Here is a 24,156-nt window from a genome sequence, read left to right on the forward strand (position 1 = left end):
AAGTAAACTACAGTGCCAACGTCGTTCGACCTCTTCGGGACGCTGGTCGCCGCCGAGCGCCCCGACGACCCCGCGAACGCCGTCGCGGACGCCCTCGCGGCCCGCGGCGTGCCGGTGCCCGACGACTGGGCCGCGGCCTATCGCGAACCCCACGGCCCCGTGCCGGAGGGCGCCGAGCAACCGCTTCCCGGCCACGTCGCGGCCACACTGGAGAGCCGCGGCGTCGACGCCGAGAGAGCCGTCGTCCGCGACGCGACGCTGGCGGCGTTCGACCGGCCCGTACAGCGCCGCGAGGGCGCGCGAGCAGCGCTGGACGCGGCGCGCGACCGCGGCGCGGTCGCCGTGCTCTCGAACTGCAGCGTCCCCGGCCTCGTCGAACGCGCGCTCGACCGCGCCGGCCTCGACATCGCTATCGTCGTAACGAGCGTCGGTTGCGGCTGGCGGAAGCCCGACCCGCGCACGTTCGAGGCCGCCGCGGACGCCCTCGGTGCGCCCCCCAGCGCGCTCGTCCACGTCGGAGACGACGCCGCGACGGACGGCGGCGTCGAAGCCCACGGGGGACGCGCGATTCTCCTCGACGAAACGCCGCTCCGCGAGGTCCCGGCGGCACTGGAGGCGATACCGTGTCGCTGACCGCAGTCGCGGCCGTCGCGCTCGCGTTCGGCCTCGAAACCGCGCTCGCGGAGCCACCGACGCGCGTGCACCCCGTCGCGTGGTTCGGGCGCGCTGTCGCGCCGTTCGACCGCGAGTTCGCGCACCCACACGCGGTCGGCGCGCTCGTGGCTGTCGTGCTCCCGCTGGCCGCCGCAGGCGCCGTGAGCGCGCTCGTCGCATTCGCGGGAAGCGTCGACGTCGCCGCGGCGGCAGTCGCGGGCCTCGCGCTGTTCTCGACGACCAGCCTGCGGATGTTACTCGGCGAAGTGCGCGCCGTCGTCGCGGCCACTGACGCGGACCTCGACGCTGCCCGCGAGCGCCTGCTGTCGCTGGCGGGACGCGACGCCAGCGACCTCTCGGCGGGCGAACTCCGGAGTGCGGCCGTCGAGAGCGCCGCCGAGAACCTCGCGGACGGTCTCGTCGCGCCGCTGTTGGCGTTCACCGCGGGCGCGGCCGTCTCGCTGCCGGTCGCCGCTGGTGCGGCGGCGTGGGTGAAGGCGGTGAACACGCTCGACTCGATGCTCGGCTACCGCTCGAAGCGCGTCGGCACCGCGAGCGCGCGCCTCGACGACCTCGTGATGTGGCTGCCCGCGCGCCTGAGCGCCGCACTCGTCGCTATCGCTGCGCTCGACGTCGGGTCCGTAGTCCGCACCCGCGAGCACGCTGCCGCGCCGCCATCCCCGAACTCCGGGTGGCCGATGGCGACGCTCGCCGCCGCGCTAGGCGTCCGCCTCGCGAAATCGGGCGTCTACGATCTGCCGCTCGGCACCGACTTCCCCAGCGTCGCGGAGAGCGAGCGCGGCGTCCGCGTCGTCGGAGCGGCTGGCGTGCTCGCGTACGCGCTCGCGGCGGGGGTGGTCGCGTGGTCGTGACCGCGCTCCGGGGCGCGCTCGGGTTCCTGACGCGACTCCCCGTCGGCCACACCGAGAGCGCGTGGGAGCGATTCCGGGAGTCGCCGTGGGCGTTCCCGCTCGCGGGCTACGCCGTCGGCGCGCTGCTGGCCGTCCCGTTCCTCGCGGCGGACGCGCTCCCCGGGGGGACCGTCGCGCTCGCGTACCTCGCGGTCGTCTTCGCCGTCACGGGCGTCAACCACCTCGACGGCGTTGCGGACGCCGGGGACGCGCTCGTCGTCCACGGCGACAGTGAGGAGCGAACGCGCGTGCTCAAGGACACGAAAGTCGGCGTGGGCGCGGTCACAGCGGTTGCTGTCATCGTCGCGGGTCTCGCGCTCGGGGCGCTCGGCGTCGCGGGGTTGCCGACGCGCGCCGCGCTCGCGGTCGTCGTCGCCGCCGAAGTCGGCGCGAAAACCGGAATGGCGAGCGTGGCCTGCCTCGGCACCGCCGCCCACGAGGGACTGGGGTCGCAGTTCACCGAGCGCGCGAACGCCCGAGCCCTGCTCCCTGTCGCGCTCGTCGCCGCGCCCGCCGTCGTCCTCTCGTGGCCGACGCCGGCGGCCGCTGGCGCGCTCGCCGGCGCCATCGCCGCCGCTGCGTTCGTTCTGTGGCGGCTCCGTGCGCTGCTCGGCGGCGTGAACGGCGACGTCTTCGGCGCCGTCAACGAACTCGCGCGCGTCGCCGGACTCCACGTGGGGGTGGTCGTGTGGACGCTCTACTGATGTGTGGCGGCCGCGGGACGCGCCTCGACAGCGACTCCGAGAAGCCGCTGTTCGAAGTCGCGGGCCGCCCGATGGTCGACCGCGTGCGTGACGCGCTCGCCGAGAGCCGCGTCGACACCACGTACGCCGTCGTCTCACCGAACGCGCCCGAGACGCGCGCGCACCTCGACGGCGACCTCCCGCTCGTCGAGACGCACGGGGACGGCTACGTCGCGGACCTGACGACCGCGCTCGAATCCGTCGAAACGCCCGTGCTGACGGTCGCAGCCGACCTCCCGCTGCTCGACGGTGCGGTGGTCGACACCGTACTGGACGCGGCCGACGGCTCCACGAGCGTGCGCGTCCCGACCGCGCTGAAGGACGCGCTCGGCGCGAGCGTCGATGGGGAGGACGAGTGGGCGCCGACCGGCGTGAACGTCGTCGGCGAGGGCGAGGACTCAGTGTTTTGCAGCTACGACGCTCGCCTCGCGGTGAACGTCAACCGCCGCGCGGACGCCGCGCTCGCCGAGCGCCTGCTCGCGCCGCGAACCGACGCACCGAACTGCCGCGGGAGCGTGGAGGGAGACGATGGAACCTGACGCCGTCCGCGACGCCGGCCGCGTGCCCCACGGCGGCAGCAACGACCCCGACGTGCTGGACTTCTCCGCGAACGTCAACCCCCGGACGCCGCCGGGCGTCCGCGAAGTGTACGAGGGCGCGCTCGACGACGCCGCGCGCTACCCGAACGACGACTACCCCGAATTCCGCGAGGCGGGCGCGGCGTACGTCGACTGCGCCGCCGACCGAGTGGTGCCGACGCCGGGCGGCCTCGCGGGCATCCGCCTCGCAATCGAGACGCGGGTCGAACCCGGCGACAGCGTGCTCGTTCCGTACCCGAGTTTCGGCGAGTACGCGCGAGAAGTCGAACTACAGGGCGGCGACCCCGTCTTCGTCCCGCACGACGAACTCCTCGCCGCCGACCCCAGCGAGCACGCGATGGCCGTCGTCTGCAACCCCAACAATCCGACCGGAGAGCTGTCCGACCCGGACGCGCTCCGCGAGTTCGCGCGGCGCTGCCGGGACGCCGACACCGAACTACTCGTCGACGAGGCGTTCCTCGGGTTCACCGACGCCCCGTCGCTGGCCGGGACGCCCGGCGTCGTTGTCGCGCGCTCGCTCACGAAACTGTTCGGGTTACCTGGACTCCGTGCGGGCTTCCTCGTTGCGACCGGCGACCGTCTCGGCGACCTGCGGACGGCGCGGCGTGCGTGGAACCTCGGCACGCCCGCGTCGGCCGTCGGCGCGCACGCGATGCGCCAGCGCGAGTTCGTCAGCGAGACCCGCGAGCGCGTCGCCAGCGAACGCCGCCGGATGGTGGACGCGCTCGCCGGCGACTTCGACGTGTTCGACTCGCACGCGCCGTTCCTCCTTCTGGACGTCGGCGACCGCGACGTGAGCGCGCTCTGCGAGACCACCGAATCCCGGGGCGTCGCAATCAGGGACGCGACGACGTTCCGCGGATTGGACAGCCACGTGCGCGTCGCCGTCCGCACGCCTGCGGAGAACGACCGCTTGCTGGCGGTGCTCGGCGATGTTTGACGCGACCACGCGTGAGGGCGTTCTCGAACTCGAACGCGAGCGGACGCGCTGGCTGTCGACCGGCTGGGACGGCGGGTTCGCGGACGCCGACCGCGCGTTCAACGTCACGGTGCCGGAGGGCTGGAACCCCGCCGACCTCGACGCGTACGTCCGCGAGCGCCTCGCAGAGGCGAGCTTCCAGTCCACGAGCGCGGCTCCTGTGTTGCTCACGGGCGTCGCCCAGCGCCACGCCCGGGGCGCACGCCGTGGCCCGGTCGAAGCCGTCGCGACCGTCGGCGTCTCGAACCCCGCGGCGCTCCCGATAGAACCCGAGGGCGGGGCGCTCCCCGAGGAACCCGAGGCCGTCGCTGGGACGGTGAACGTGTTCGTCGGGACGACGCGCGCCCTCGACGACGCCGCGCTCGCGAATCTCGTCGCCGTCGCCGCCGAAGCGAAGGCGGCGACCCTGCTCGACGTCGCGGGATTCCCGGGGACGACGACAGACGCCGTCGTCGCAGCCACCGACCCCACGGGCGAGGACGCGGCGTTCTCCGGGAGCGCCACGCGCGTCGGCGCCGCCGCTCGGGCTTGTGTGCGGGACGCACTACAAGCGAGCTACGCGAGCCGATACCGCGACGACGACCCGCCCGAGTCCGTCGCGGACGCCAGACACGGCGTCCGGACTGACGCACGCGGGGACGTGTTCGTTCCCGGCGAGTGAGAAGAACGTGAGTGCGGGTTAGTCGTCTGCGACCGCTGGCGCGCGCTGTTTCTCGGCCTCTGGTTCTTCCGGCTCGACGGCGGGCGTCCACGAGAGGTCGCGCTCGTACTCGAACGCGCGGTGGTCCCGCGTCGGGTCGACGACCGTCAGCGAGAGCCAGTCGTTGTCCAACAGCACCTGCAGTTGCTCGTTGTCCGCGAGCACGGCCTCGGTGCGTTCGACGGGCGCGTGGACGACCGTGGAGAGGCGCAGCGGCTGGTGGTACGACTCGTCGGCAGCGGTCGTCAGCGACTGCAGCGGGAGGCCCGTCATCAGGTCGCCGCCGTTCCCCTGGTAGACGCCGAGGTTGCCGACCGGGTTGTGCGTGATCTTCGACCCGCTGCCGTAGACGGCGTTGTCGACCGTCGAGAAGTAGTACTGGGTGTTTATCCACTGCGTGACGACCATCGGCCCCGTGAGTATCGCGGCCAGCGCGTCGCCGTCCGGGTCCGTCGAGTGGTCGTAGGAGTGGAGGAACGCGCGGCCGTCGAGGTCGAGGTCGCTGGTCAGTTCGCGGGGGCCGACGACGAACCCGGCGTTGCCGGCCAGTCCCAGCTCGGGGCGCGTCTCCGCCCAGTCGGCGGCGCGGCGCTCGGTCTCGCTGACGGCCGCGCCGTCGCCCCCCATCGACTCGACGCGCTCGGCGGCCGCGCCCTCGCGGGCGGTCGCGAGGTCCGCGCGCAACCGTTCGAGGTCGGCGGCGTGGCTCTCGGGGACGTCGCCGTCGTAGAGTTCGATTTCGTCGGTGGTCGTGTTGTGCTCGGCGGCGAGGAAGACGGTGTCCTCGGGGATATCGAAGCCGCGCTCCCGGAGCGCGTCCGTGACGGCGTCGTCGCTGCAGATGGCCGCAAGCACGCGAGCGTTCGGGCCGCCGGGGTTGCCCGCGCAGGCGCCGCAGTCCAGACTCGACCCGTAGGGGTTGTTCGCGGTCTCGCTGGCGTGGCCGGTGAAGACGACGAGGCGGCCGAACTCCTCGAAGCCCATCAGCTCGAAGGCGTTGGCCGCGTACTCGACGCGCTCCTCGGTCGTCAGCCCGGACGGGAGCGCGCCGTCGCGGTGTTCGTGGTCGAGTGCTGGCTCACAGAACTCGTGGACGCCGGGCACCTGCTCGCCGGCGGCACCAGCGAGGGTGCGGACGCGCTGGGGGACGAGCGTGCGGGCCGCGAGCGCGAGTCCGTAGCCGCTGCCCGCGCTCTCCACGAACCCGTAGGCGGTGGCGGCGTTGGCCTCCAGCGTCTCCACGACCTCGGTGGCGGCCTCGCGGAGGCCCGTCCAGCGGTCGCGGCTTGCCCGCCGGTCGTCGTCGGTCGGCGTCTCGGTGACGCGGTGTTGGGGGTCGACTATCGGCGGGCAGGCGTCCACGGAGACGTCAGCGTCGTAGCCCTCGTACTCGATGGGGACGCCGAAGAACCCCGCGTACCCGTGGGTCTCGTAGTCGCCGGTGGCCTCGACGTGCCGGCGGATAATCTCCGAGCGCGTGTCGATGCAGAAGACCAGTTGGGCGTCCGGGCGCCTCGACGCCTCGTCGTCGGCCAGCGACTCGCTCTCGGCGGCGACGGCGCTCACGAGGTCGTCGCGGTAGGTCGCCTCCCACGCGCGCAGGAACGCCGCCGCGATTTCGTCCGCGGGGTCCGGGTCGGTGTCACCCGCGGGCGAGAGGTCGACGCCGTGGGCGTCCAGCAGCGCCAGCCGCGCCGCGAGGTAGCCCGCAAGCGAAATCGGGTGCGCCGACTGCCACTCGCCGTCGTCCTCGACGCGGCGGTTCACGAACCACGTCCAGCCCGGGAGCGCGGCCAGTTCCGCCTCGAAGATTCCCTTCCACTCGTCCTCGGGGTACGGCTCCAGCACCGCGGCGATGGTCTCGATCGGCGACTCCGGCAGGTCCGCGGCGACGCCGTCGTTCGGGATTTCGCCGTCGTGGGCGGCGACCTCGCGGAACGCGGTGTAGAAGCCGGCCCCGCGGTTCGGCATCGACCAGTGCGCGCTCCCCTCGTCGAGGAACGCGGACAGCCACTTCGACAGCACGCGGTCGACGCGCTCCGTGGCGTCGTCAGCAGCGGTGTCGTCGGTGGTGGTCGCGTCGGCCACGCGGTCGAGCAGCGCCTCGGGGTCGTCGTCGTAGCCGGCCGCCGCGAGTTCCGCGTCGAGGGCGTCGCGGTCTATCTGCCGGCTGTCCAGCGCCGCACGGAGCGCTTCCGCGCTCGGGTAGCCGCGCCCGCCCAGCAGGTCCGAGGCGCGCGCGACCGCTTGCTCGAAGGGCTGGTCCTCGAAGCCGGCCAGCGGGTTCGCCGTCACGAACGAATGGACGGGCCACAGGGAACCGACGACGCCGGCCGCCTCCTCGATGCTGTCGTGGATAGCTGTCTCAGTTGTCATCGTACTCCTCCGTGGACGTCAAGACGGTCGCCGGCGACGGCCGACTGGCGTTCTGCAGGGCGACGTAGAGCCACCGACTGCGCTCGTGGACGCCGGTCTCGATGGCGAGGTAGATTGCAGCGAACGCGGCGGCGACGGCGGCGTGGAGAACAGTCAGCTCCGTCGGCGCCGCCTCGACCGGGAGCAGTCCCGCGACGCCCTCGTACACCGCGGCGTAGACGAGGATGGCGGGGAAGAACACCAGCGGGACGGCGACGTAGCGAGCGGCTGCCGACAGCGACGTGTGGCCAATCGCGTCGCGGGCCGCGTGCATCGTGGTGAACACCACGAAGACGGTCAACAGGAGGCCGCTGTCGACGTGCATCCCCTTCCCGGTCAGCACGGCGAACAGCGCGCCGCCCGCGAGGCCGGTGAGCAGCGTCACGGCGGCGCCGGTGACGCTGGGGAGGCCGTCCGCGGTGTGCGGGGTTCCCTCGGTCGGGCTGGTGGGTTCGACCTGGCCGCCGGAGCCGAGGAACTGGTAGGCCTTGTAGAAACCGTGCAGGATGAGGTGGGTGACGGCGGCGGCGAAGAACCCGAGGCCCGCCTGCATTATCATGAACCCCATCTGGCCGACCGTCGAACAGCCGAGCTTGCTCTTGACGTCGGTCTGGACCGACTTCAGGAGCTTCCCGCCGGCCGCGCTGACCGCGCCGACGGCGACTATCGCGAGCATCAGCGTGGCGTCGACGGTGACCACGGGCGCGAAGCGCGCCAAGAGGATGCCGCCCGCGTTGACGAAGCCCGCGTGCATCAGCGCGGACGCCGGCGTCGGCGCGGTCATCGAGGAGAGCAGCCACGTCTGAAACGGCACGAGCGCGGACTGAATCATCGCCGCGAGCACGAGTGCGACGGCCGCGGCGAGCCACACCGGGCCGCCGAGCGCGTCGGCGTTCGCGGCGACGCCGGAAATGGTCGTCGCGCCGGTCGTCCACCACAGCGCCGTCAGCGCGACGCCCAACAGCGCGCTGCTGGCGAGGAAGTGCTTGCGGGCGACTGAGGCGGCGGCTCTCGCCTGCGGCCAGCCGTCGACGGTGCCGACGAGTTCCGCCATCACCAGTCCCATCGCCAGCCAGAGCACGCCGAAGAGGGCGACGTGGTCGGCGGCGACCAGCGCCATCACGACGAGCGTGAACGCGAATATATTCGCGAAGAACGCCGTCTCGTGTGCGCTCCCCGCGACGTAGCGCCGCGAGTAGCTGTGGACGACGCCGCTGAAGAAGGCGACCACCGCCCACATCAGCACGGTCAGTCCGTCGACGGAGACCACCCCGCTGAACTCCCACGCGCCCGCGGTTCGCGCTCGAACGACGAGCGCGCCGACGCTCGCGGCGAACAGCGCCCACACGAGCCACGTGAGTGCGGCGGGCGCGAACGGCGACTCCGCCGTCGCGTCCGGGAGTGGTCCGACCGTCGTCGTCGTTGTGTCCTGTCCCGACATGGTTCGGTCTGCAACCGATTCGGCCCGAGCCTACTCGGAGACCGGTCCGGTCGCGTCTATGCAGACAAGAGAACAGTTCGTCTATTAAAGTTGGCTATTCTCACAAATTGTTCGTTAGAAGTAGATGATAGAACATTATGTTTATTCGCTCCGCGTCCGAGAGGACTGTCCAGTGGCCGCAGTCGTTCGTCAGGTCGAGAGCAGAGTTCACCGAGCGCGATTGAACGTCACGCGCCCTCGGACGCACGCGGCTGGAACAATTAGCGTCCGTTCTCCGGGTCGAAGCCGCCGAACGGCGTCGTCTCGTGGCTCCGGACGAGCACCTCGTCGGCGACGGTCAACCCCATGTCGAGGAGTTCCTGCGCGACCGACGTGATGTCGTCGTCCGACTCGCCGACGGCCGTGACGAGGAGGTTCTCGTCGCCGGTGACCAACTCCTGCACGGAGACCACGCCGTCGATCGCCAGAATCTCGGGAATCAGGTCGCCGCGCTCGGGAATCGACGCCGTGCAGTAGAGCAACATCCGGAGCGGGTACCCGGACTGCTGGTAGTCGACGCTCGCGCTGTACCCCTTGACGACGCCGCTGTCCTCCAGTCGCTGGATGCGCTTGCGGACGGTGCTGTCCGACGTCCCCGTTCGCTCTGCGATGTCTCCCGACGACATGTTCCGGGCGTCCTCCTGGAGCGCGTACAGGATGGCTCGGTCCACGTCGTCGATGTCGTCGTCGGCCATACCGCATGTCCGCGACAGAGCCACTTGACCCTTGCACCACGGGCTGACCCTCGAACTTTGTATCGTCGTATTTGGTTTACCTGTGGTGCGTGGTCCGGAAAACCAGTACGTTGAATGGTGTGGCCCGCAGAACAGCGCGTATGGCTCGCGAACTCGAACACGACTGTCCGGAGTGCGGCGACGAGCAGACGTTCTACCGCGCTGCGGCCACCGAACTCCACCTCGGACAGAAGACGAAGTGGTACTGCCCCGACTGTAACTACGGGTTCGTCCGCATCGACGGCGACATCGACTCCTCGGCCTCCGCGTAATCGACCGTTTCGCACTCACTCCTCGACTCTGCTTCCCGATCCGCGAACCCCGCACCACGCGGAGAATGTGACACCATCTACGCGCGCCGGCGATTACACAGTTTCTGCGGGGACGTGCAGTCGATGAGTGAATCAGCCACCCGACTATCATTCAGAAGCCCGTACCTCGAAGCAGACAGCGTAGCGAGGCGCTGACGGCTCGCTCGCGACTGCTTCGCCCGTGTGCTCCGATTGCCGTTCGACGCAATCGTGTAGCCGCTGGACCGGGCGCGTCGCTGCGCGCCCGCCCACCAAGTAGATTCGAGTGAAGAGAATCTGTCGCCGGTCGTAACTCCGACACGGCCACCCCCGAGCGCCCTCGAACACCTGCGCGTGGCTTCGGTTCGACTGACTGAGGCAGTCGTGACGGGACCCAATTCATTGGTTGCTGTAGCCATCTTACCGCAGTAATCTATCGTTGATAACCAAACTGGGGTGGTCGAAGGGCGTTTCTTTGGTTCTCTAGTCGGGCTTATCTCCCTAATCCGCCTACAGACACCAAAACGATTAACCGGCGACCGCGAGACGGTCCACACCATGACCGAGGACGTGAAGCTCAACGTCGCCGTCCCGCGACACCAGCGCGAGGTCTACGACGAGGAAGCCGAGCAGATGGGGTTCGCCAGCCGCGCCGCGTACGTCCGGTCGATGGTCAACGCTGGACGGCGTGATTTCGGCCTCGACCCCCAGGGTTCAGACGCCGAAGACACCACTCTAGCGGACTTCGTCGAGCGGCGAATCGTCGACGTCATCGACGACGCCGACGGCGCCAGTCGCGACGCCGTCGTCGAGGAGATCTCCGGCGACATCGAGCAGACGGTCACGGACTGTCTGGCTCGCCTCGACGACGACGGCCGAATCGACTACGACATCCAGCAGGACGGCCTCGTCGTTCGCTCGGAGGACGACTGACCGTGTCACTAGACACAACGAACGACTCCGTTGACGGCCCCGTTCGGACGTTCCTCGACGAGATGGAGTTGTACGGCCGCTCGTCCAGTACCATCGCGGACTACCGGACGACGCTCCGCCAGTTCCGTGCATTCCTCGCCAGCCGCGAGACGCCGATCGACGACGCGACCCGGAGTGACTGCCTGAAGTGGATTCAGTCGCTGCGCGAGGCCGACTACGCGCCAGGGTCGATTCGCACGAAGGCCGTCCACGTCAACCGCTTCTACGGGTACATGGTCCAGACCGGGGAGTTCGACGAGAACCCGATGGTCGTCGTGATGGAGGAGATGAGCGAGCGCGGGGACTCCTCGCCAACGCGGCGGCGCATCGCGGTCAAGGAGATGCAGGAGTTCGTCGGCGCGATTCGGAACCCGCTGTACCGCGCTATCGTGGTGGTGCTGGCGAAGACCGGTATCCGCGTCGGCGAACTGTGCAATCTGGACTTGCGTGACGTCAATCTCTCTCACTCCGCGATAGCCCAGCACTACGGCGTCCAGCCGCGAGCGGCCGTCAGCGACCGCGAGAACACACTGTTCGTCACCAGCGACATCGACGTCGGAGACACCGTCAACGGCGGGAAGCGGACCGAGGGGAACAAGCGCCACCGCGACACGCGCATCCCCGTCGACGAGGAAGTCGAGCGCGAGCTGGTGGAGTGGCTGGCAATCCGACCGGACGTGGAGTCGCCGGCTGAGCCGCTGTTCGTGAACGTCTCCGAGAGCTACGGCGAGCGGCTGACCAGCGAGATGGTGCGGGCGTACGTCACAGACTTGGCGCGCGAGCAGGGGTGGTACGCGACCGGCGCGGGCGTCGAGGAGAACGTCACCCCGCACTACTTCCGGCACTTCTTCACGACGGAGCTGCGCCAGCGGACCGACGACGGCTACCTCGTGAAGTACCTGCGCGGGGACGTCGGCGACGTGATGGACCGCTACACCCACAACTGGCAGGAACTGGTAGCCGAGCCGTACAGTCGGTCCATCTACCAACTGAGTGCGCGTTCGAGCGGTAGCGTGTAAATCATATACCGCTATATCAAATTCCGTCGGGTCACCGGCTGTTTCTGGGAGGAGCCAAACGCCTAACTACCCGCCCGGCGTCGGCGGACGTGTATGGCAGAGACCAGTGGTCGTTTTTGCCGACGGTAACGACGCATCGCCGACTCCCGACAGCGACGCCCTGACGGACCTGCCGCCGAGCGCGAAACTCGTCTACAAGGTTCTCGAGTACGACTCGCCGCTCACGCAGGCCGAACTCCGCGACCGGACGCGGCTCTCGAAGCGCACCACCCGCCACGGGCTCGCGTTGCTGAAAGACGCGGCGCTAATCGAGGAGCGCGTCTACATTCCGGACGCCAGAAAACGCATCTACGAGCCGCGGGTGGTCGACTAGCGCTCGGCCAGCGGCGTGAAGCCGTCGACGGGTATCACCGAGTAGTCGACCGTAATCGTGTCCTTCGTGGCGCGCACGCGACCCACGAACTCCGAAATCTCGTCGAGCTTGCCTTCGAGGATGAACAGCTCCATGCAGTAGTGGTCGCCGACGTGGTTGTGAACGTTGCTCGTGACGAGGCCCTCGTACTCGTGGCGGAGGTTCATCATGCGCTCCTCGACGGTGGAGTTCTCGTAACTGAACAGGACGGTGACCACGCCGATGAGCGGGCGGTCCTCCAGTTGTTTGTCCTCGAACTCGCCGAGGAGGTTGCGCGCGGCCTCTCGGACGACCTCGCTGCGGCCGGTGTAGCCGTGGTCCTCGGAGAACTCGTCGAGTCGTTCGAGGAGTTCGTCGGGCATCGAGACGCTGACGACGGTCATGTATTAATCGACGGCGCTTTGAGTAATAAGGATTGGCTAAAAGTCCGCGCTCAGCGCCGCTGCGTTAGTCGAGGTCGTGCCACGACAGCCGCGGGTTCCGCGCGGCTGCCGTCTGGTCGATTCGCCGGGCAGTCGTTCGATTCGGCGCGGATTCGAGGGTCTCGTCGTCCTCGCCGGCGACGGCGTTGAACGCGTCCGCGAGGTCGTCGAGGTTGCTCTTCGTCTCGACCTCCGTCGGTTCGGTCATCAGCGCCTCGTCGACGAGGTCCGGCCACTTCGTCGTCGGCGGGTGGACGCCGTAGTCGAGCATGCGCTTGGCGACGTCGGCAGCGTCCTGGTCGCCCGCGCTGGCGACGAACTCGTGGTGGAACGGTCCCAGTGGCACGTCGTAGTCGACCTGTTCGGCGAGGTAGTTCGCGTTCAGGACGGCCTTCGCGGAGGCGTCGCCGAGGCCGTCGTCGCCGAGGCGGTCGATGTACGCGAACGCCTTTATCAGGACGAGCCAGTTCCCCGAGAAGCCGTGGACCTTCCCGACGGAGTGCTCGGGGGTGTAGCGCTCGTAGCTACCGCCGTCCGTCTGTCGAATGTGGGGTTCGGGGAGGAACGCCGCAAGGTCGTCGGTGACGCCGACCGGACCCGCGCCGGGGCCGCCGCCGCCGTGGGGCGTCGCGAACGTCTTGTGGACGTTGAAGTGCATGACATCGAAGCCCATGTCGCCGGGGCGCGCGCGGCCGAGCAGGGCGTTGAGGTTCGCACCGTCGTAGTAGAGCAGGCCGCCCGCGTCGTGGACCATGTCCGCGATTCGCTCGATGTCGCGCTCGAAGAGGCCGAGCGTGTTCGGGTTCGTGAGCATCAGCGCGGCGGTGTTCTCACCGAGCGCGGCGTCGAGGGCGTCGATGTCGACGCGGCCGTCGTCGCCGGACGGAATCTCGACGACGTCGTACCCGCCCAAGGCCGCCGACGCGAAGTTCGTGCCGTGCGCGGCGTCCGGGATGACGACTTCGTCGCGGTGACCCTCGCCGTTGGCCTCGTGGTAGGCGTCCGCGAGCAGGATGCCCGCGAACTCCCCGGCTGCGCCAGCGGGTGGCTGGAGCGTGACGGCGTCCATTCCGCCAATGCGTCCGAGGTAGTCTTGCAGGTCGTACTGGAGTTTCAGCGTTCCCTGCACGCTCTCGGCAGAGCGGTCAGGGTGGACGCTCGCGGCGTCGAGCGCGGCGATGTCCTCCGTGAAGCGGGGGTTGTACTTCATCGTGCACGAGCCCAGCGGGTACGGCCCGGAGTCGACGCCGTAGTTCTGCTGGCTGAGCCGGACGTAGTGGCGCGCGAGTTCGGGTTCCGCGAGGCTCGGCAGTTCGAGTTTGTCCCGCGTCAGCTCGTCGGGCAGCGACGACTCGACTTCCGTGGTCGTCTCGTCTTTCTCCGAGAGCAGCGGCTCGTACTGGTCGCCGTCGGCCTGCTCGTAGGCGGCTTGGTCGTAGTGCTCCATCAGTGGGTCACCTCCTCGAACGCGGCGACGAGGCGGTCGGCGGCGTGCTCGTTGGCGTCCGTGACGCAGACCTGCAGCCGGTGGTCGCCGACCGCGTGGACGGCGAACCCGTCGGCTTCGAGGTCGCTGGCGATGGCAGGCGCGGGCTGGTCGGTGTGCGCGAGGAACTCCCGGAAGTGGTGGCGGTCGTGGACGGGCGCGCGGACGCCCGTGATGGCGTCGAGGTCGGCCGCGAGGTCGCGCGGGAGTTCGACCATGCGCTCGGCGAGGTTCACCAGCCCCTCGGAGCCCAGCGACGCGGCGTGGATGGCGGCACGGAGCGCGACCCACGCCTGGTTCGTGCAGATGTTCGACGTCGCGCGCTCCTTGCGGATGTGCTGTTCGCGCGTCTGGAGCGTGAGCGTGTACGTGCGGTTTCCGCCCGTTTCGGCGGCTTCGCCGCCTCCACCTCGCGCCCCCTCCGGCGGCGCGCTGTCCTCGCTCGCGCCGACGAGCCGGCCCGGGACTTGTCGGAGGAAGTCCTCCCGGCACGCGAACACGCCCAGTCCCATCCCGTAGCTCGTGGGGAGGCCGAGGACGCTGGCGTCGCCGACGACCACGTCCGCGCCGACGTCGACGGGGCGCTGGAGGAGGGAGAGCGCGACCGGGTCGGAGCCGAGGCAGAACAGCGCGTCGTGTTTGTCCGCGAGGTCACCGACGGCGTCGAGGTGCTCCTCGACTGCGCCGGTCGTCGTGGGGTTCTCGGCGTACACCATCACGACGTCGTCGTCGATGGCGTCGGCGAACGCGTCGGTGTCGACGTTGCCGGCGTCGGTGCCGTAGCGTTCGACGACGACTTCCGCGCCCTTCGTGTAGTTCTGGAGGACGCTGACGTGGCCGTCGCGGACGTACTCGGGGACGAGCACGCGGTCGCCGTCAGCGGCGCGCACGCGCTTGGCGAGCAGCGCGGCCTCCGCGAGCGCGGTCGCCTCGTCGTACATCGAGCAGTTCGCGACGCCAAGTCCCGTGAGTTCCACGAGCATCGACTGGTACTCGAACAGCGCCTGCAGGAACCCCTGCGTGACCTCGGGCTGGTACTGCGTGTACGACGTCAGGAACTCCGAGCGCTGGGCGAGGTGGTCGACCAGCGACGGCACGTAGTGCTCGTAGTGGCCGCGCCCGAGGAACTCGGTCAGGTCGTCGTTGCGCCGCAGGCGCTTTCTCGTCTCCGTGACGGCTTCCTGCTCGGACTTGGCATCGATACCGAAGTCGTCGTCGAAGCGCACCGAGTCGGGGATGTCGAACAGCGCTTCGACGTCGGCCACGCCGACGGCGTCCAGCATCGCTTCGGTCTCGGCGTCGGTGTGTGGCGCGTACGGGCTCCCGCTCTCGCGCCCGCTCATGGTCGTCCTCCCGGCGACGGACCGCCATCGAATCCAGACATACGCGGGACTTGCGGAGCGGACAACCAAGATACCCCCGGTTCCGGAACACCACCGACCGGAGAAGTGTGCGCGAACGTGCTACGATAGTCAGTGTCGAACGTCGAAATGGTCACGAACGAGGTGGTATAGTGGCAAGCGTTGCGAGTGTCAGTCCTCGCGGAGCGCCTCCGCGACGGCTTCGAGGTCGGCCTTCCGGAACGACCCGCCGGCTTGCTCGGAGTCCGCTTCGTCGGCCAGCCCGACGCGCGCCCGAATCTCCGCGCGCATCACGGACTTCGACGGGAGACTCCCCTTCTGGACGTCGTACCCCAGCGCCCCACAGATGGCCGCCAGCGCCTCCTTCGTGAAGCCAGTAGACTCGACGCGCGTGTACCGCCCGACGGACTCTCGAATCTCGTTCCGCAGGTCGTCGACAGTCGGTGCCATTCGAGAACGGTCACACCGGCACGACAAGAACGTTCGGCAGGAAAAGCCAGCATCCGCGAGCGGCGCGAGGCGCGAGGGACGAGCGCCTCGGTCTGCGCGAACGGGGAGCGTAGCGACCCGTGAGCGGTCCGCAGGACCCGGAAGGTCGCCGGTTCACCGCGCGAGTGAGCGCAGCGAGCGAGCGCGGGCCGACGAGCGACTAAGCGCCGGAGGCGCGCTGGAGCGAGGAGTGCTTTTTCACCACGTTTTTGCAAGCGAGCGGCCGGAGGCCGCGAGCGCTGGAAAAAGTGGCTTCAGGCGATTTGCTCGGCGTACTCGTCGGCGTCGAGGAGTTCGTCGAGCTCTGATTCGTCGAAGTCGAGTTCGACGAGCCAGCCGTCGCCGAAGGGGTCGTCGTTGACGAGTTCGGGCTGGTCTTCGAGGGCGTCGTTGACGTCCGTGACTTCGCCGGAGACGGGCGCGTAGATGTCCGAGACGGCTTTGATGGATTCGACGACGCCGAGCTCGGCCTCCTGCTGGAGGTCGTCGCCGACGGCGGGGAGTTCGACGAAGACGACGTCGCCGAGTTCGTCCTGCGCGAAGTCCGAGATACCGACGCGGCCGGTGTCGGGGTCTATCCATTCGTGCGATTCGAGGTAGTACAGGTCTTGGGGAACGTCGAAGCTCATGAGTCGATGAAAGGTGTGGGGGTGATGGTTGCTCGTTTGCCGGTGCCGCGGACGACGACCTCCACGCTCGTGCCGTCGTCGGCGTAGTCGGTGTCGACGTACCCGAGGCCGATGGGTTCGTCGAGCGTGGGACTCATCGTCCCGCTCGTGACTTCGCCGACAGTCTCGCCGTCCTTCCGGATGTCGTAGCCGTGCCGGGGGACGCCGCGCTCCTCCAGGACGAAGCCGACGAACTCCTCGTCGACGCCCGACTCGTTCTGGGCGGCGAGGCGGTCGCGGCCGACGAACTCGGTGTCGAGGTCGACGACGAAGCCGATGCCGGCCTCGTAGGGCGTGCGCGGGTTCTCCTCGGGGTGGAAGTCCTGCCCGGAGAGGAGGAGGCCGACCTCCAGTCGGAGGGTGTCGCGCGCGCCGAGCCCGCAGGGCTGGCAGTCGTTGGCGAACGCGTCCCAGACCGCGCCGGCGCCGTCCGCCGGGAACACGACCTCGAAGCCGTCCTCGCCCGTGTAGCCGGTGTTGGCGACCCAGCACTCGACGCCCGCGACCGCCGCGTACTTCGCCTCGAAGCGCCCGAGGTCGAGCACGGAGTCGTCGGCGCGCGCCGCGACGAGTTCCGGTGCGTCGGGGCCCTGCACGGCGACCATGCCGTACTCGCCGGTGACGTTGTCGACGGTCGCCGTGAGGTCGTGGTCGTCGCGGTAGCCGGTCCACCGGTCGTACATCTGTTCGTCGTGGCCGGCGTTGGGCACGAACAGGAACTCGGCGTCGTCGCCCTCGGGAAGCCGGTAGACGACGGTGTCGTCGAGCATGACTCCCTCGTCGTCCGTAATCGCCGAGTACTGGGCGTCACCCGGGTCGAGCGCGGTGACGTCGTTGGTCGTGAGCCGCTGCATCAGCAGTTCGGCGTCCGGGCCGCCGACTTCGATTTCCCCCATGTGGGAGACGTCGAAGACGCCGGCCGACTCCCGCACCGCGGCGTTCTCGGTCCGGATGGAGTCGAACTCGACGGGCATCTCCCACCCGCCGAACTCCGTGAACTGCGCGCCGCGGTCGTCGTGGCGACCGTACAGCGGCGGCGTTCGGAGAGCCATACTCGACGCGTCGGCGGCCGGCAAGTAATGTTTTCGTATCCCGGGCGACGCGAGCAACTTCCGGCACGCTCTTGTCCGGTCACCCCCGAACGCGGGTATGCAGCGACTCAGCGGCCTGTTAGACGAAGACGCCGACGGCGGGGTGGCGCTGTTCGTCGACGGCCCGAACGTCCTCCGCGAGGAGTTCGACGTGGACTTAGACGACGTGCGGGACACCGCCGAAGCGGCCGGGCGACTGGCGGTGACGCGGCTGTACGTCGACGAGCACGCGACCCCGGAGTTGATGCAGGCCGCGGAGGCCCGCGGCTACGACGTCCGCGTGACCAGCGGCGACGTGGACGTGAAACTCGCGGTGGACGCGACCGAACTCGTCGTGGAGGGCGGCGTGGACGTGCTCGCGGTCGCCTCTCGCGACACGGACTTCAAGCCCGTGCTGGAGACGGCGGCGCGGCGCGGCGTGCGCACGCTCGCCATCGCGCCCGGCGAGCACGGGCGGTCGGACGCGCTCCGGAACGCCGCCGACGACGCAGTGGTTCTCGACGAGTAGTCAGATGTCGACGGTGAACCCGCCGTCGTCGTCGCCGGCGGTCGGCAGTGATTCTGCGATGGCGCTCGTGAACGTGTCGAGGCCGCGGGTCTGGTACCAGAGGGAACCGGGGCCGTCGAACTCCATGACGATGCCTTCGCCGCTGAGCAGCGTGGACTTCAGGCCGCCGACGCGGCGCGCGTCGAACGACACTGACTCCTCCCACGCAACGACGTGCTCGTTGTCCACGACGTAGGACTCGCCGTCGTCAAGATCGACGCGCTCGATGCCGCCGAACGCTTCGAGGAAGACGCTGCCCGTGCCCGACAGCGCCAGCGGCGTGATGCTCGCTCCCGCGAGCAGCGACTTCAGCCCGCCGAACTCGGAGTCGACGTCGATTGCCGGGTCGGATGCGAGGAACGCGCCGTCGACGGCGTAGAGGGTCTCGTTCTGGAGTTCGTGCTCCTGCACGTCGCCGGGCGTCGGCGGCGCGAACGTCACGGTTCCGGGGCCGTCCTCGGCGACGAACTCGTTGGCGAACAGCGACTCGCCGCCGAGCACGGACTTCGCCGAACCGAGGAGGCCGCCGCGGGTGGACGACGTTTCGATGCTGACAGTGGGGTCGTGGCTGACCATCGCGCCGGGTTCGGCGAGAATCGACTCGCCGACGTCGAGGTCGACGACGAGGTGAGCGTACGACGGCCGGTGGGTGATGGCTACCTGCATAGTGGTCAGGACGGTGGGTCCATACTGAACTGCTGCGTCGTCCGGGATAACGGTTCGGCTCGGTCGCGGCGCGTGAGACGAACAGCTTTTCGAGGACGACGCGCCAACCCCGAGCCATGACCGACCTCGGGACGCCCGTACTCGACAATCACCTCCACCTCGACGCCGACAACCGTGGCATCGACGCCGTCGAGGACTTCGTCCACCTCGGCGGCACGCACTTGCTCGTGGTGAACAAGCCGTCATGGCACCACGGCATCGAAGTCGAGGACGGCGAGGACTTCCGCGCCGTCTTCGAGGAGACGCTCCGCCTCGTCGACGAGGCGACCGAGGTGCTGCCGGGGCGCGCGTGGCCCGTACTCGGCGTCCACCCCGGACTGATTTCGCGACTGGTGGACGACCGCGGGTTCGCGCCCGAGGACGCGGGTGAACTGATGCGCGCGGGCATCGACGTCGCGGCGGAGTACGCGAGCGACGGCCACGCGGTCGCGCTGAAGTCCGGTCGTCCACACTACGACGTCAGCGATGCGGTCTGGGAGGCCTCGAACGAGGTCATCCGACACGCGTGCACGCGCGCCGCCGAGACCGGGGTCGCGCTCCAACTCCACACCGAATCGACCGAGGACCTCACGGACGTCGCGGAGTGGGCCGAGGCCGCGGGGCTGCCGCCCGAGCGCGTCGTGAAACACTACGCGAGCGGCGAACTCGACGGCGTCACGAAGAGCGTGATGTGCGACAAAGAGTACCTGGAGACCGCCGTCGAGGTCGGCGAGCCGTTCCTGATGGAGACGGACTTCGTGGACGACGCCGACCGTCCGGGCGCGGTGATGGGGCCGAAGACGGTGCCGCGACGCGTGCGCTGGCTCCAAGAGCAGGGCCACGACGACGCCGTCCGTATCGCGCACGTCGAGACCCCCGAAGCCGTCTACGGCATCGACACCCGCGGGACGCTCGACGAGTAGCGAGCGCGGACCGTGCGGACGCGTGACTCGCCGCTCCGGTGAAGGAAAGGCCTTTGTCTCGGGCGGCCGGCGTACGGAGTATGAGTGCCCCCGAGGAGGAGTTCTACTCCGAGGAACGCTGGCAGAACTGGCTCGACCGTCTACGCGACGAGGACATCGACCCCGAGGACGAGGATTCGGCGCGCCTGCTGTTGAACCTGCAGGACGACGTCGCCATCGCGGTCGCGAAAATCCTGAAGGCCTACGACAACGACGCAATCGACGACGAGGAAGCCCTCGACGAACTCACGGACATCCGCGAGGTCGTGCTCTCCGAGCCCGACTTCGAGGACGAGGACAAGCTCATGCTCGTCGACGGCGTCCAGACGAGTCTGGTCTGCGTGTTCTACAGCGCCGAGCAGTACCTCGCCGACGGCGTCGCCGACGAGACCGACGTCACCGGATACGTGCAGGCGGCCGTCGAAGCCGAACAGGAGGAGGACCTCGACCGCGCGCTCGGCCTGAGCGCCTGCGCCGGCACGCGCGTCGTCGACGGCGAGGACCTCGACATGGACGTACTCGACGACGTCGAGTACGGCCTCGTCACGGAGTGGGTCAACGGCCTCGACAGCCTCCAGAGCGCGCTCTCGGACCCGGAAGTCATCGAAGACGACGACTGACGGCCGCGAGCCAGCTCTCGGCGGGCTGTCGCCGGCGACGCCGTGGTAGGCGTCGCGTTTATGGCGCTGCCCGCCCGAGTCCACACAACCGTGCGTTTCAGGGACGACAACCGAGCGCAGTCCGTCCAGGTCGGGGCGATACTGCTGTTCGCTACGCTCGTTATCGCGCTCTCTATCTACCAAGCGACGGTCGTCCCCTCGCAGAACGCCGACGTCGAGTACAAGCACAGCCAGACCGTCCAGAACCAGATGACGGACGTGCGGAATGGAATTCTGCGGTCTGCTGCGACTGGCAACGCACAGCCAGCCTCGGTCACCCTCGGCACGCAGTACCCGTCTCGGGCCTTTCTGATGAACCCGCCGCCAGCGACGGGAACGCTGCGAACCGGGAGCTACGAGAACAACACGATTCGCGTTTCGAACATCAACGCGACGAACGACGAAACCAAAGACTTCCTGAACGGGAGCTGGACGGCGTCCACGAAGTACCTCGAGTACGAGCCGGACTACAACGAGTACGACAACGCGCCGAATCTCCTCTACGAGACGTCGGTGCTCTCGAACTTCTACCCGGACACGAACAACGGCACCGCGATTCCGCTCACCGACCAGATGCTCGTGGACAACGAGACGCGGACCATCACGCTGGTCACGCTCAACGGCTCGTTGAGCACGTCGCGCGCGAGTTCGGTGACCGTGAGCCCGGAGACGCTGAGCGCGCCCTACCAGCGCGTGCAGGTCCAGCCGAACCAGACCGGTGAGCCGGTGAACGTCTCTGTCCCGACGCGCCTCTCGGCGAGTCAGTTGGAGAGTCGGACTGACCTCGGCAGCCACCCCGGCGTCATCGACGTCGTCGACGTTCCCAACGAGGACCGCGTGGTCGCCGTCGTGGAGTGGTCCGGGGAGTTCACGCTGCAGACGGCGCGCCTCGGCGTCGGCAGCGGGACGGAGAATCCGCCAGCGCACTACCTGACGCTCGTGGAGAATCGTGGCGACCGCGTGACTGTGGAAGCTCGGGACCGGTTCAATAATGCGGAGAGTGGGGTGAAGGTGAACGTCAACGAGTCAACTGTCGCGAATATCTTCGAAAACCAACACCGCGTCACCAATCAGAACGGACAGACGACATTCGTGGTCAACGGAGGTAAGCAGGGCAGCGTGACGCTCGCTATTTCGGCGAACGAAAATGCGCGTGAGAACGTAACCGTAGACGTTGACGCTACTGACAGTGGTGGTAGTGATGATGAAGACAGCCCATCCACATTCGAGTCGAAAATTATCGACCAGGGTCAGACCGGGTCACTCGCGAGGTACGAGACGTCCTACGACGCGACTGGCGTCACAGACTTCGACCGCGTCGAGGTGACGTACGAGAATCTCGACTCGGGCGGCGCCGACCAGACATACGCGAGCTTCGAGCCGCGGAACAATATTGACGACTACGGTTGGGAAGACGAGTACGGCGGAACTGGTGGGGACGAGTACGAGATTACCATCGAAGTCTTTAATGAGAGTAGTGGCAACCCCGTGGCGAAACGAACGGTCACGGACACCGCCGATAGCGAGGACCCGAGTGGGAACGACGACCTCTCGGAGAGTGACAGCCCGACGCTGGCCTCTTCGAGCTTGATCGATACCACGGAGAACAACAACGCTCGCTATACTGTGGACTACGACGTGAGTGACTCGGCCGGGAAGTTCACCGAGACGGAAGTCTTGTTCCTCAACGAGGACAGCGTGTACGTGACCGACCAGAGGACAATCACCGGGACCACGGGGACCGCGTTCTACTCCGCTGGTGGCGCGGAGAACGACCAGTACCAAATCCTCGTCCAAGTACAAGACGACGACGGCATCGTCGTAGACCAGCGCCTGATTTCGGACGTAGCTAACGGATCCGTCGACGGAAGTTCGTCAAGTGCGACATCCACACAGGTCAACAACTTCGGTAAGAACGCGGGCCAAGACAGGTTCACAGCGCAGGTACAGTCTCAGGACACCGACGGGGACAACGACATGGATAGAATTGAGTACGTAGTCGTGGACAGTGACGAGAATGTCGTCGCGACGGCGACACGAACGGGGAGTGGTCAACAGATTCAACCAGGGACAATTACGATTCAATCCGACGCAAACATTCAGGGCGGCGAGACGTACACTCTACTGGCCGTCGGCTACGACCAAGACGGGAACTACGACTGGGCGACTGGGTCTGCATAGTTCGTCACCCGTCGAAAACCACCATCGACAAACCCATATGACCGTTTCGCGTAGACGAGCGCATGACTAGCGTCGGCATCGACGCCATCGAAGTGCGAACGGGGCGGCTGAAACTCGACCTCGCGGAGACGTTCGCGCCCGAGCAGGGCGACGACCCCGAGAAGTACACGAAGGGACTGGGCTTGTTCTCGTCGTCGTTCCCGGACGCCTACGAGGACATCGTGACGATGGGTGCGAACGCGGCGCACCGCCTGATGGAGCGCAAGGGCCTCGAACCCGAGGACGTCGGGCGCATCGACGTCGCGACGGAGTCGTCGTTCGACAACTCGAAGCCGGTGTCGACGTACATCGCCGGGTGTCTCGAACAGGTCTACGACGGGGACTTCCACCACGCGAACAAGGGCGAGCGGAAGTTCGCGTGCATCGCGGGTACGCAGAGTCTCGACGACGCCGTGAACTGGATTCTCGCCGGGCGGAATCGCGGGCGCGGCGCAATCGTCGTCGCGACCGACACCGCGCTGTACGCGCGTGACTCCTCCGGGGAGGCGACGCAGGGCGCGGGCGCCGTCGCGATGTACATCACCGAGGACCCGGACCTCGTCGAGTTGTCGACCGAGCAGGGGTACGGCTCCGCGGACGAGACGGACTTCCTGAAGCCGAACCAGCAGTTCCCGAGCGTGGACGGCAAGCGCTCGGTGCAGGTGTACCTCGCGCGGATGCGCGAAGCGCTGGAGGACTTCGAGCGCGCCGCGGGCGAGACCCACCCCGACGACTACGCGTTCATCCCGTTCCACACGCCGTTCCCCGGCATGGTGCGGAAGGCCGCGGTGCTGGGCTACCGGCACATGATTCGCGGGACGGACGTCGAGGACGCGCTCGCCGACGATATCGGCCGGCAGCCGCGCCGCGACGACTTCGACTCCCGCGAGGCGTTCGAGGAGGCCACCCGGTCGTACGTCGACGACCTCAAGGAGACCGACGCGTACCGCGAGTGGTACGGCGAGGCCATCGACCCGACGCTTTCCATCTCCAGTCAGGTCGGGAACTGGTACACGGGCTCGGTCCACATCGCGCGCGTCAGCGCGCTCAAGCACGCCGCCGAGCAGGGCCGTGACCTGTCCGGGGAGAAGCTCCTCGTGGCGTCGTACGGCTCCGGCGCGCAGGCCGAGATTCACGAGGAGACCGTCCAGCCCGGCTTCGAAGAGGAGGTCGCGGCGTTGAACGTCGACGAACAGGTCGAGCGCCGCTACGACCTCTCCTTCTCGGAGTACGAGCAGATTCACGACCGGCACAACCACGAGAAGTCCGTCGAACTGGAGCCGTTCACGCAGCCCGACGAGGAGTTCGTCTTCGACGGCTGGGGCCCGATGAACGAGCGCCAGTACACGTACGTCGAGTAGTCAGCGGTCTTCGAGCGCGAGCGCGGTGCCGACGGCGGCGAGCGCGCCGGCGAGCACGCCCGCCGGCACACCCAGCACTGCGGACGGCCAGATAACCTCGTCGAGCAGCGCGGTGACGCCGACGGCGACGACGAGGAAGACGACAGTACCGACCGCCAGCGACGCAAGTGCTCGTTTCACGCGTTCCCAGTGGAGGGGCGGTGGGTTAGCAGTTGCGGAGGAGCGGCGTCGCTGCAGTGGAGGAGCCCGGAGAAGCCACCGCGTAGCGAACACCCGG

General features: G+C 68.4%; 26 protein-coding genes. 15 read left to right on the forward strand and 11 right to left on the reverse strand.

Translation table 11 applies throughout. The features are described from left to right. Window positions 1-12 precede the first annotated feature (12 nt). The 6 genes from AVZ66_RS09260 to AVZ66_RS09285 are packed head-to-tail and all read left to right on the forward strand — an operon-like array spanning window position 13 to window position 4,547. Window positions 13-633 (forward strand): HAD family hydrolase, encoded by a 621-nt coding sequence (locus AVZ66_RS09260; protein WP_058983794.1) that lies wholly within the window; start codon window positions 13-15, stop codon window positions 631-633. Further along, the gene (cbiB, locus tag AVZ66_RS09265; RefSeq protein ID WP_058983795.1) at window positions 624-1,526 is read left to right on the forward strand and encodes an adenosylcobinamide-phosphate synthase CbiB; all 903 of its coding nucleotides are present in this window, start codon (window positions 624-626) and stop codon (window positions 1,524-1,526) included. Before AVZ66_RS09260 ends, cbiB begins: the two co-directional genes overlap by 10 nt. After that, entirely contained in the window at window positions 1,517-2,269 is a 753-nt protein-coding gene (gene cobS, locus AVZ66_RS09270) for an adenosylcobinamide-GDP ribazoletransferase (protein WP_058983796.1), read from the forward strand. The genes cbiB and cobS overlap by 10 nt, the downstream gene beginning before the upstream one ends. Further along, complete coding sequence (locus AVZ66_RS09275) at window positions 2,269-2,847, forward strand: NTP transferase domain-containing protein (protein WP_058983797.1); 579 nt, start codon at window positions 2,269-2,271, stop codon at window positions 2,845-2,847. Before cobS ends, AVZ66_RS09275 begins: the two co-directional genes overlap by 1 nt. Beyond that, entirely contained in the window at window positions 2,837-3,847 is a 1,011-nt protein-coding gene (gene cobD / locus AVZ66_RS09280; protein ID WP_058983798.1) for a threonine-phosphate decarboxylase CobD, read from the forward strand. Before AVZ66_RS09275 ends, cobD begins: the two co-directional genes overlap by 11 nt. Continuing rightward, window positions 3,840-4,547, forward strand: coding sequence for an adenosylcobinamide amidohydrolase (locus AVZ66_RS09285; RefSeq protein WP_058983799.1), 708 nt, complete (start codon window positions 3,840-3,842; stop codon window positions 4,545-4,547). Before cobD ends, AVZ66_RS09285 begins: the two co-directional genes overlap by 8 nt. Before the next feature lie 18 nt (window positions 4,548-4,565). On the opposite strand, the gene AVZ66_RS09290 is transcribed toward AVZ66_RS09285, so the two are convergent. From AVZ66_RS09290 to AVZ66_RS09300, 3 genes are all read right to left on the reverse strand, one after another. Continuing rightward, window positions 4,566-6,962, reverse strand: coding sequence for a DUF2309 domain-containing protein (locus tag AVZ66_RS09290; RefSeq protein ID WP_058983800.1), 2,397 nt, complete (start codon window positions 6,960-6,962; stop codon window positions 4,566-4,568). After that, a complete protein-coding gene (locus tag AVZ66_RS09295; protein ID WP_058983801.1) occupies window positions 6,952-8,442 on the reverse strand; it encodes a proton-conducting transporter membrane subunit in 1,491 nt (496 codons plus the stop codon). Before AVZ66_RS09295 ends, AVZ66_RS09290 begins: the two co-directional genes overlap by 11 nt. Window positions 8,443-8,702: 260 nt before the next feature. Continuing rightward, on the reverse strand, window positions 8,703-9,176 hold the full coding sequence (locus AVZ66_RS09300; protein ID WP_058983802.1) for an Lrp/AsnC family transcriptional regulator: 474 nt from the start codon (window positions 9,174-9,176) through the stop codon (window positions 8,703-8,705). Window positions 9,177-9,316: 140 nt separating this feature from the next. Here AVZ66_RS09300 and AVZ66_RS16625 point away from each other — a divergent pair, with 140 nt between their 5' ends. From AVZ66_RS16625 to AVZ66_RS09315, 4 genes are all read left to right on the forward strand, one after another. Then, the gene (locus AVZ66_RS16625; RefSeq protein ID WP_197407747.1) at window positions 9,317-9,487 is read left to right on the forward strand and encodes a hypothetical protein; all 171 of its coding nucleotides are present in this window, start codon (window positions 9,317-9,319) and stop codon (window positions 9,485-9,487) included. Window positions 9,488-10,063: 576 nt separating this feature from the next. Then, window positions 10,064-10,438 carry a DUF5805 domain-containing protein gene (locus AVZ66_RS09305; RefSeq protein WP_058983803.1) on the forward strand — a complete coding sequence of 125 codons (375 nt, stop codon included), beginning with the start codon at window positions 10,064-10,066 and terminating at the stop codon, window positions 10,436-10,438. Window positions 10,439-10,440: 2 nt separating this feature from the next. Continuing rightward, window positions 10,441-11,496, forward strand: a complete 1,056-nt coding sequence (locus tag AVZ66_RS09310) for a tyrosine-type recombinase/integrase (RefSeq protein WP_058983804.1) — start codon at window positions 10,441-10,443, stop codon at window positions 11,494-11,496. Window positions 11,497-11,602: 106 nt separating this feature from the next. After that, window positions 11,603-11,869, forward strand: coding sequence for a hypothetical protein (locus AVZ66_RS09315; RefSeq protein WP_058983805.1), 267 nt, complete (start codon window positions 11,603-11,605; stop codon window positions 11,867-11,869). Here AVZ66_RS09315 and AVZ66_RS09320 read toward each other — a convergent pair. From AVZ66_RS09320 to gcvT, 6 genes are all read right to left on the reverse strand, one after another. Continuing rightward, the gene (locus AVZ66_RS09320) at window positions 11,866-12,291 is read right to left on the reverse strand and encodes a CopG family ribbon-helix-helix protein (protein WP_058983806.1); all 426 of its coding nucleotides are present in this window, start codon (window positions 12,289-12,291) and stop codon (window positions 11,866-11,868) included. The genes AVZ66_RS09315 and AVZ66_RS09320 overlap by 4 nt on opposite strands. 64 nt (window positions 12,292-12,355) lie before the next feature. Next, window positions 12,356-13,777 (reverse strand): aminomethyl-transferring glycine dehydrogenase subunit GcvPB, encoded by a 1,422-nt coding sequence (gcvPB, locus tag AVZ66_RS09325; RefSeq protein WP_058983807.1) that lies wholly within the window; start codon window positions 13,775-13,777, stop codon window positions 12,356-12,358. After that, window positions 13,777-15,159 carry an aminomethyl-transferring glycine dehydrogenase subunit GcvPA gene (gcvPA, locus tag AVZ66_RS09330; RefSeq protein ID WP_058983808.1) on the reverse strand — a complete coding sequence of 461 codons (1,383 nt, stop codon included), beginning with the start codon at window positions 15,157-15,159 and terminating at the stop codon, window positions 13,777-13,779. Before gcvPA ends, gcvPB begins: the two co-directional genes overlap by 1 nt. Window positions 15,160-15,348: 189 nt before the next feature. Beyond that, complete coding sequence (locus AVZ66_RS09335) at window positions 15,349-15,627, reverse strand: hypothetical protein (RefSeq protein ID WP_058983809.1); 279 nt, start codon at window positions 15,625-15,627, stop codon at window positions 15,349-15,351. A gap of 293 nt (window positions 15,628-15,920) precedes the next feature. Next, the gene (gcvH, locus tag AVZ66_RS09340) at window positions 15,921-16,295 is read right to left on the reverse strand and encodes a glycine cleavage system protein GcvH (RefSeq protein ID WP_058983810.1); all 375 of its coding nucleotides are present in this window, start codon (window positions 16,293-16,295) and stop codon (window positions 15,921-15,923) included. After that, complete coding sequence (gcvT, locus tag AVZ66_RS09345; RefSeq protein ID WP_058983811.1) at window positions 16,292-17,386, reverse strand: glycine cleavage system aminomethyltransferase GcvT; 1,095 nt, start codon at window positions 17,384-17,386, stop codon at window positions 16,292-16,294. The genes gcvH and gcvT overlap by 4 nt, the downstream gene beginning before the upstream one ends. A 97-nt stretch (window positions 17,387-17,483) precedes the next feature. On the opposite strand from gcvT, the gene AVZ66_RS09350 reads away from it, so the two are divergent. Further along, the gene (locus AVZ66_RS09350; RefSeq protein ID WP_058983812.1) at window positions 17,484-17,933 is read left to right on the forward strand and encodes an NYN domain-containing protein; all 450 of its coding nucleotides are present in this window, start codon (window positions 17,484-17,486) and stop codon (window positions 17,931-17,933) included. Here the strand turns inward: AVZ66_RS09350 and AVZ66_RS09355 are convergent, their stop codons facing one another. Beyond that, the gene (locus tag AVZ66_RS09355; RefSeq protein WP_058983813.1) at window positions 17,934-18,638 is read right to left on the reverse strand and encodes a TIGR00266 family protein; all 705 of its coding nucleotides are present in this window, start codon (window positions 18,636-18,638) and stop codon (window positions 17,934-17,936) included. It lies immediately after the preceding gene. A gap of 116 nt (window positions 18,639-18,754) precedes the next feature. Between AVZ66_RS09355 and AVZ66_RS09360 the strand changes: the two genes are divergently transcribed. From AVZ66_RS09360 to hmgB, 4 genes are all read left to right on the forward strand, one after another. Next, window positions 18,755-19,600 (forward strand): TatD family hydrolase, encoded by an 846-nt coding sequence (locus AVZ66_RS09360; protein WP_058983814.1) that lies wholly within the window; start codon window positions 18,755-18,757, stop codon window positions 19,598-19,600. Between the two features lie 80 nt (window positions 19,601-19,680). After that, window positions 19,681-20,259: a DUF2150 family protein gene (locus AVZ66_RS09365; protein ID WP_058983815.1), complete on the forward strand. Its 579-nt coding sequence runs from the start codon at window positions 19,681-19,683 to the stop codon at window positions 20,257-20,259. Between the two features lie 90 nt (window positions 20,260-20,349). Continuing rightward, window positions 20,350-22,479 (forward strand): hypothetical protein, encoded by a 2,130-nt coding sequence (locus tag AVZ66_RS09370; RefSeq protein ID WP_058983816.1) that lies wholly within the window; start codon window positions 20,350-20,352, stop codon window positions 22,477-22,479. Between the two features lie 62 nt (window positions 22,480-22,541). After that, on the forward strand, window positions 22,542-23,879 hold the full coding sequence (gene hmgB / locus AVZ66_RS09375; protein WP_058983817.1) for a hydroxymethylglutaryl-CoA synthase: 1,338 nt from the start codon (window positions 22,542-22,544) through the stop codon (window positions 23,877-23,879). Here hmgB and AVZ66_RS09380 read toward each other — a convergent pair whose 3' ends face one another. Further along, window positions 23,880-24,059 (reverse strand): hypothetical protein, encoded by a 180-nt coding sequence (locus tag AVZ66_RS09380; RefSeq protein ID WP_058983818.1) that lies wholly within the window; start codon window positions 24,057-24,059, stop codon window positions 23,880-23,882. Between the last annotated feature and the right edge of the window lie 97 nt (window positions 24,060-24,156).

It is taken from the genome of Halobacterium sp. CBA1132, assembly GCF_001485535.1.
Taxonomy (GTDB): Archaea; Halobacteriota; Halobacteria; order Halobacteriales; family Halobacteriaceae; genus Halobacterium.

Excerpts from the sequence above, each read along its gene's own strand:
- AVZ66_RS09275 (WP_058983797.1), top strand. The coding sequence starts at position 2,269 with ATGTGTGGCGGCCGCGGGACGCGCCTCGACAGCGACTCCGAGAAGCCG.
- cobD (WP_058983798.1), top strand. The coding sequence starts at position 2,837 with ATGGAACCTGACGCCGTCCGCGACGCCGGCCGCGTGCCCCACGGCGGC.
- AVZ66_RS09285 (WP_058983799.1), top strand. The coding sequence starts at position 3,840 with ATGTTTGACGCGACCACGCGTGAGGGCGTTCTCGAACTCGAACGCGAG.
- AVZ66_RS09290 (WP_058983800.1), bottom strand. The coding sequence starts at position 6,962 with ATGACAACTGAGACAGCTATCCACGACAGCATCGAGGAGGCGGCCGGC.
- AVZ66_RS09295 (WP_058983801.1), bottom strand. The coding sequence starts at position 8,442 with ATGTCGGGACAGGACACAACGACGACGACGGTCGGACCACTCCCGGAC.
- AVZ66_RS09300 (WP_058983802.1), bottom strand. The coding sequence starts at position 9,176 with ATGGCCGACGACGACATCGACGACGTGGACCGAGCCATCCTGTACGCG.
- AVZ66_RS16625 (WP_197407747.1), top strand. The coding sequence starts at position 9,317 with ATGGCTCGCGAACTCGAACACGACTGTCCGGAGTGCGGCGACGAGCAG.
- AVZ66_RS09305 (WP_058983803.1), top strand. The coding sequence starts at position 10,064 with ATGACCGAGGACGTGAAGCTCAACGTCGCCGTCCCGCGACACCAGCGC.
- AVZ66_RS09320 (WP_058983806.1), bottom strand. The coding sequence starts at position 12,291 with ATGACCGTCGTCAGCGTCTCGATGCCCGACGAACTCCTCGAACGACTC.
- gcvPB (WP_058983807.1), bottom strand. The coding sequence starts at position 13,777 with ATGGAGCACTACGACCAAGCCGCCTACGAGCAGGCCGACGGCGACCAG.
- gcvPA (WP_058983808.1), bottom strand. The coding sequence starts at position 15,159 with ATGAGCGGGCGCGAGAGCGGGAGCCCGTACGCGCCACACACCGACGCC.
- AVZ66_RS09335 (WP_058983809.1), bottom strand. The coding sequence starts at position 15,627 with ATGGCACCGACTGTCGACGACCTGCGGAACGAGATTCGAGAGTCCGTC.
- gcvH (WP_058983810.1), bottom strand. The coding sequence starts at position 16,295 with ATGAGCTTCGACGTTCCCCAAGACCTGTACTACCTCGAATCGCACGAA.
- gcvT (WP_058983811.1), bottom strand. The coding sequence starts at position 17,386 with ATGGCTCTCCGAACGCCGCCGCTGTACGGTCGCCACGACGACCGCGGC.
- AVZ66_RS09350 (WP_058983812.1), top strand. The coding sequence starts at position 17,484 with ATGCAGCGACTCAGCGGCCTGTTAGACGAAGACGCCGACGGCGGGGTG.
- AVZ66_RS09355 (WP_058983813.1), bottom strand. The coding sequence starts at position 18,638 with ATGCAGGTAGCCATCACCCACCGGCCGTCGTACGCTCACCTCGTCGTC.
- AVZ66_RS09360 (WP_058983814.1), top strand. The coding sequence starts at position 18,755 with ATGACCGACCTCGGGACGCCCGTACTCGACAATCACCTCCACCTCGAC.
- AVZ66_RS09365 (WP_058983815.1), top strand. The coding sequence starts at position 19,681 with ATGAGTGCCCCCGAGGAGGAGTTCTACTCCGAGGAACGCTGGCAGAAC.
- hmgB (WP_058983817.1), top strand. The coding sequence starts at position 22,542 with ATGACTAGCGTCGGCATCGACGCCATCGAAGTGCGAACGGGGCGGCTG.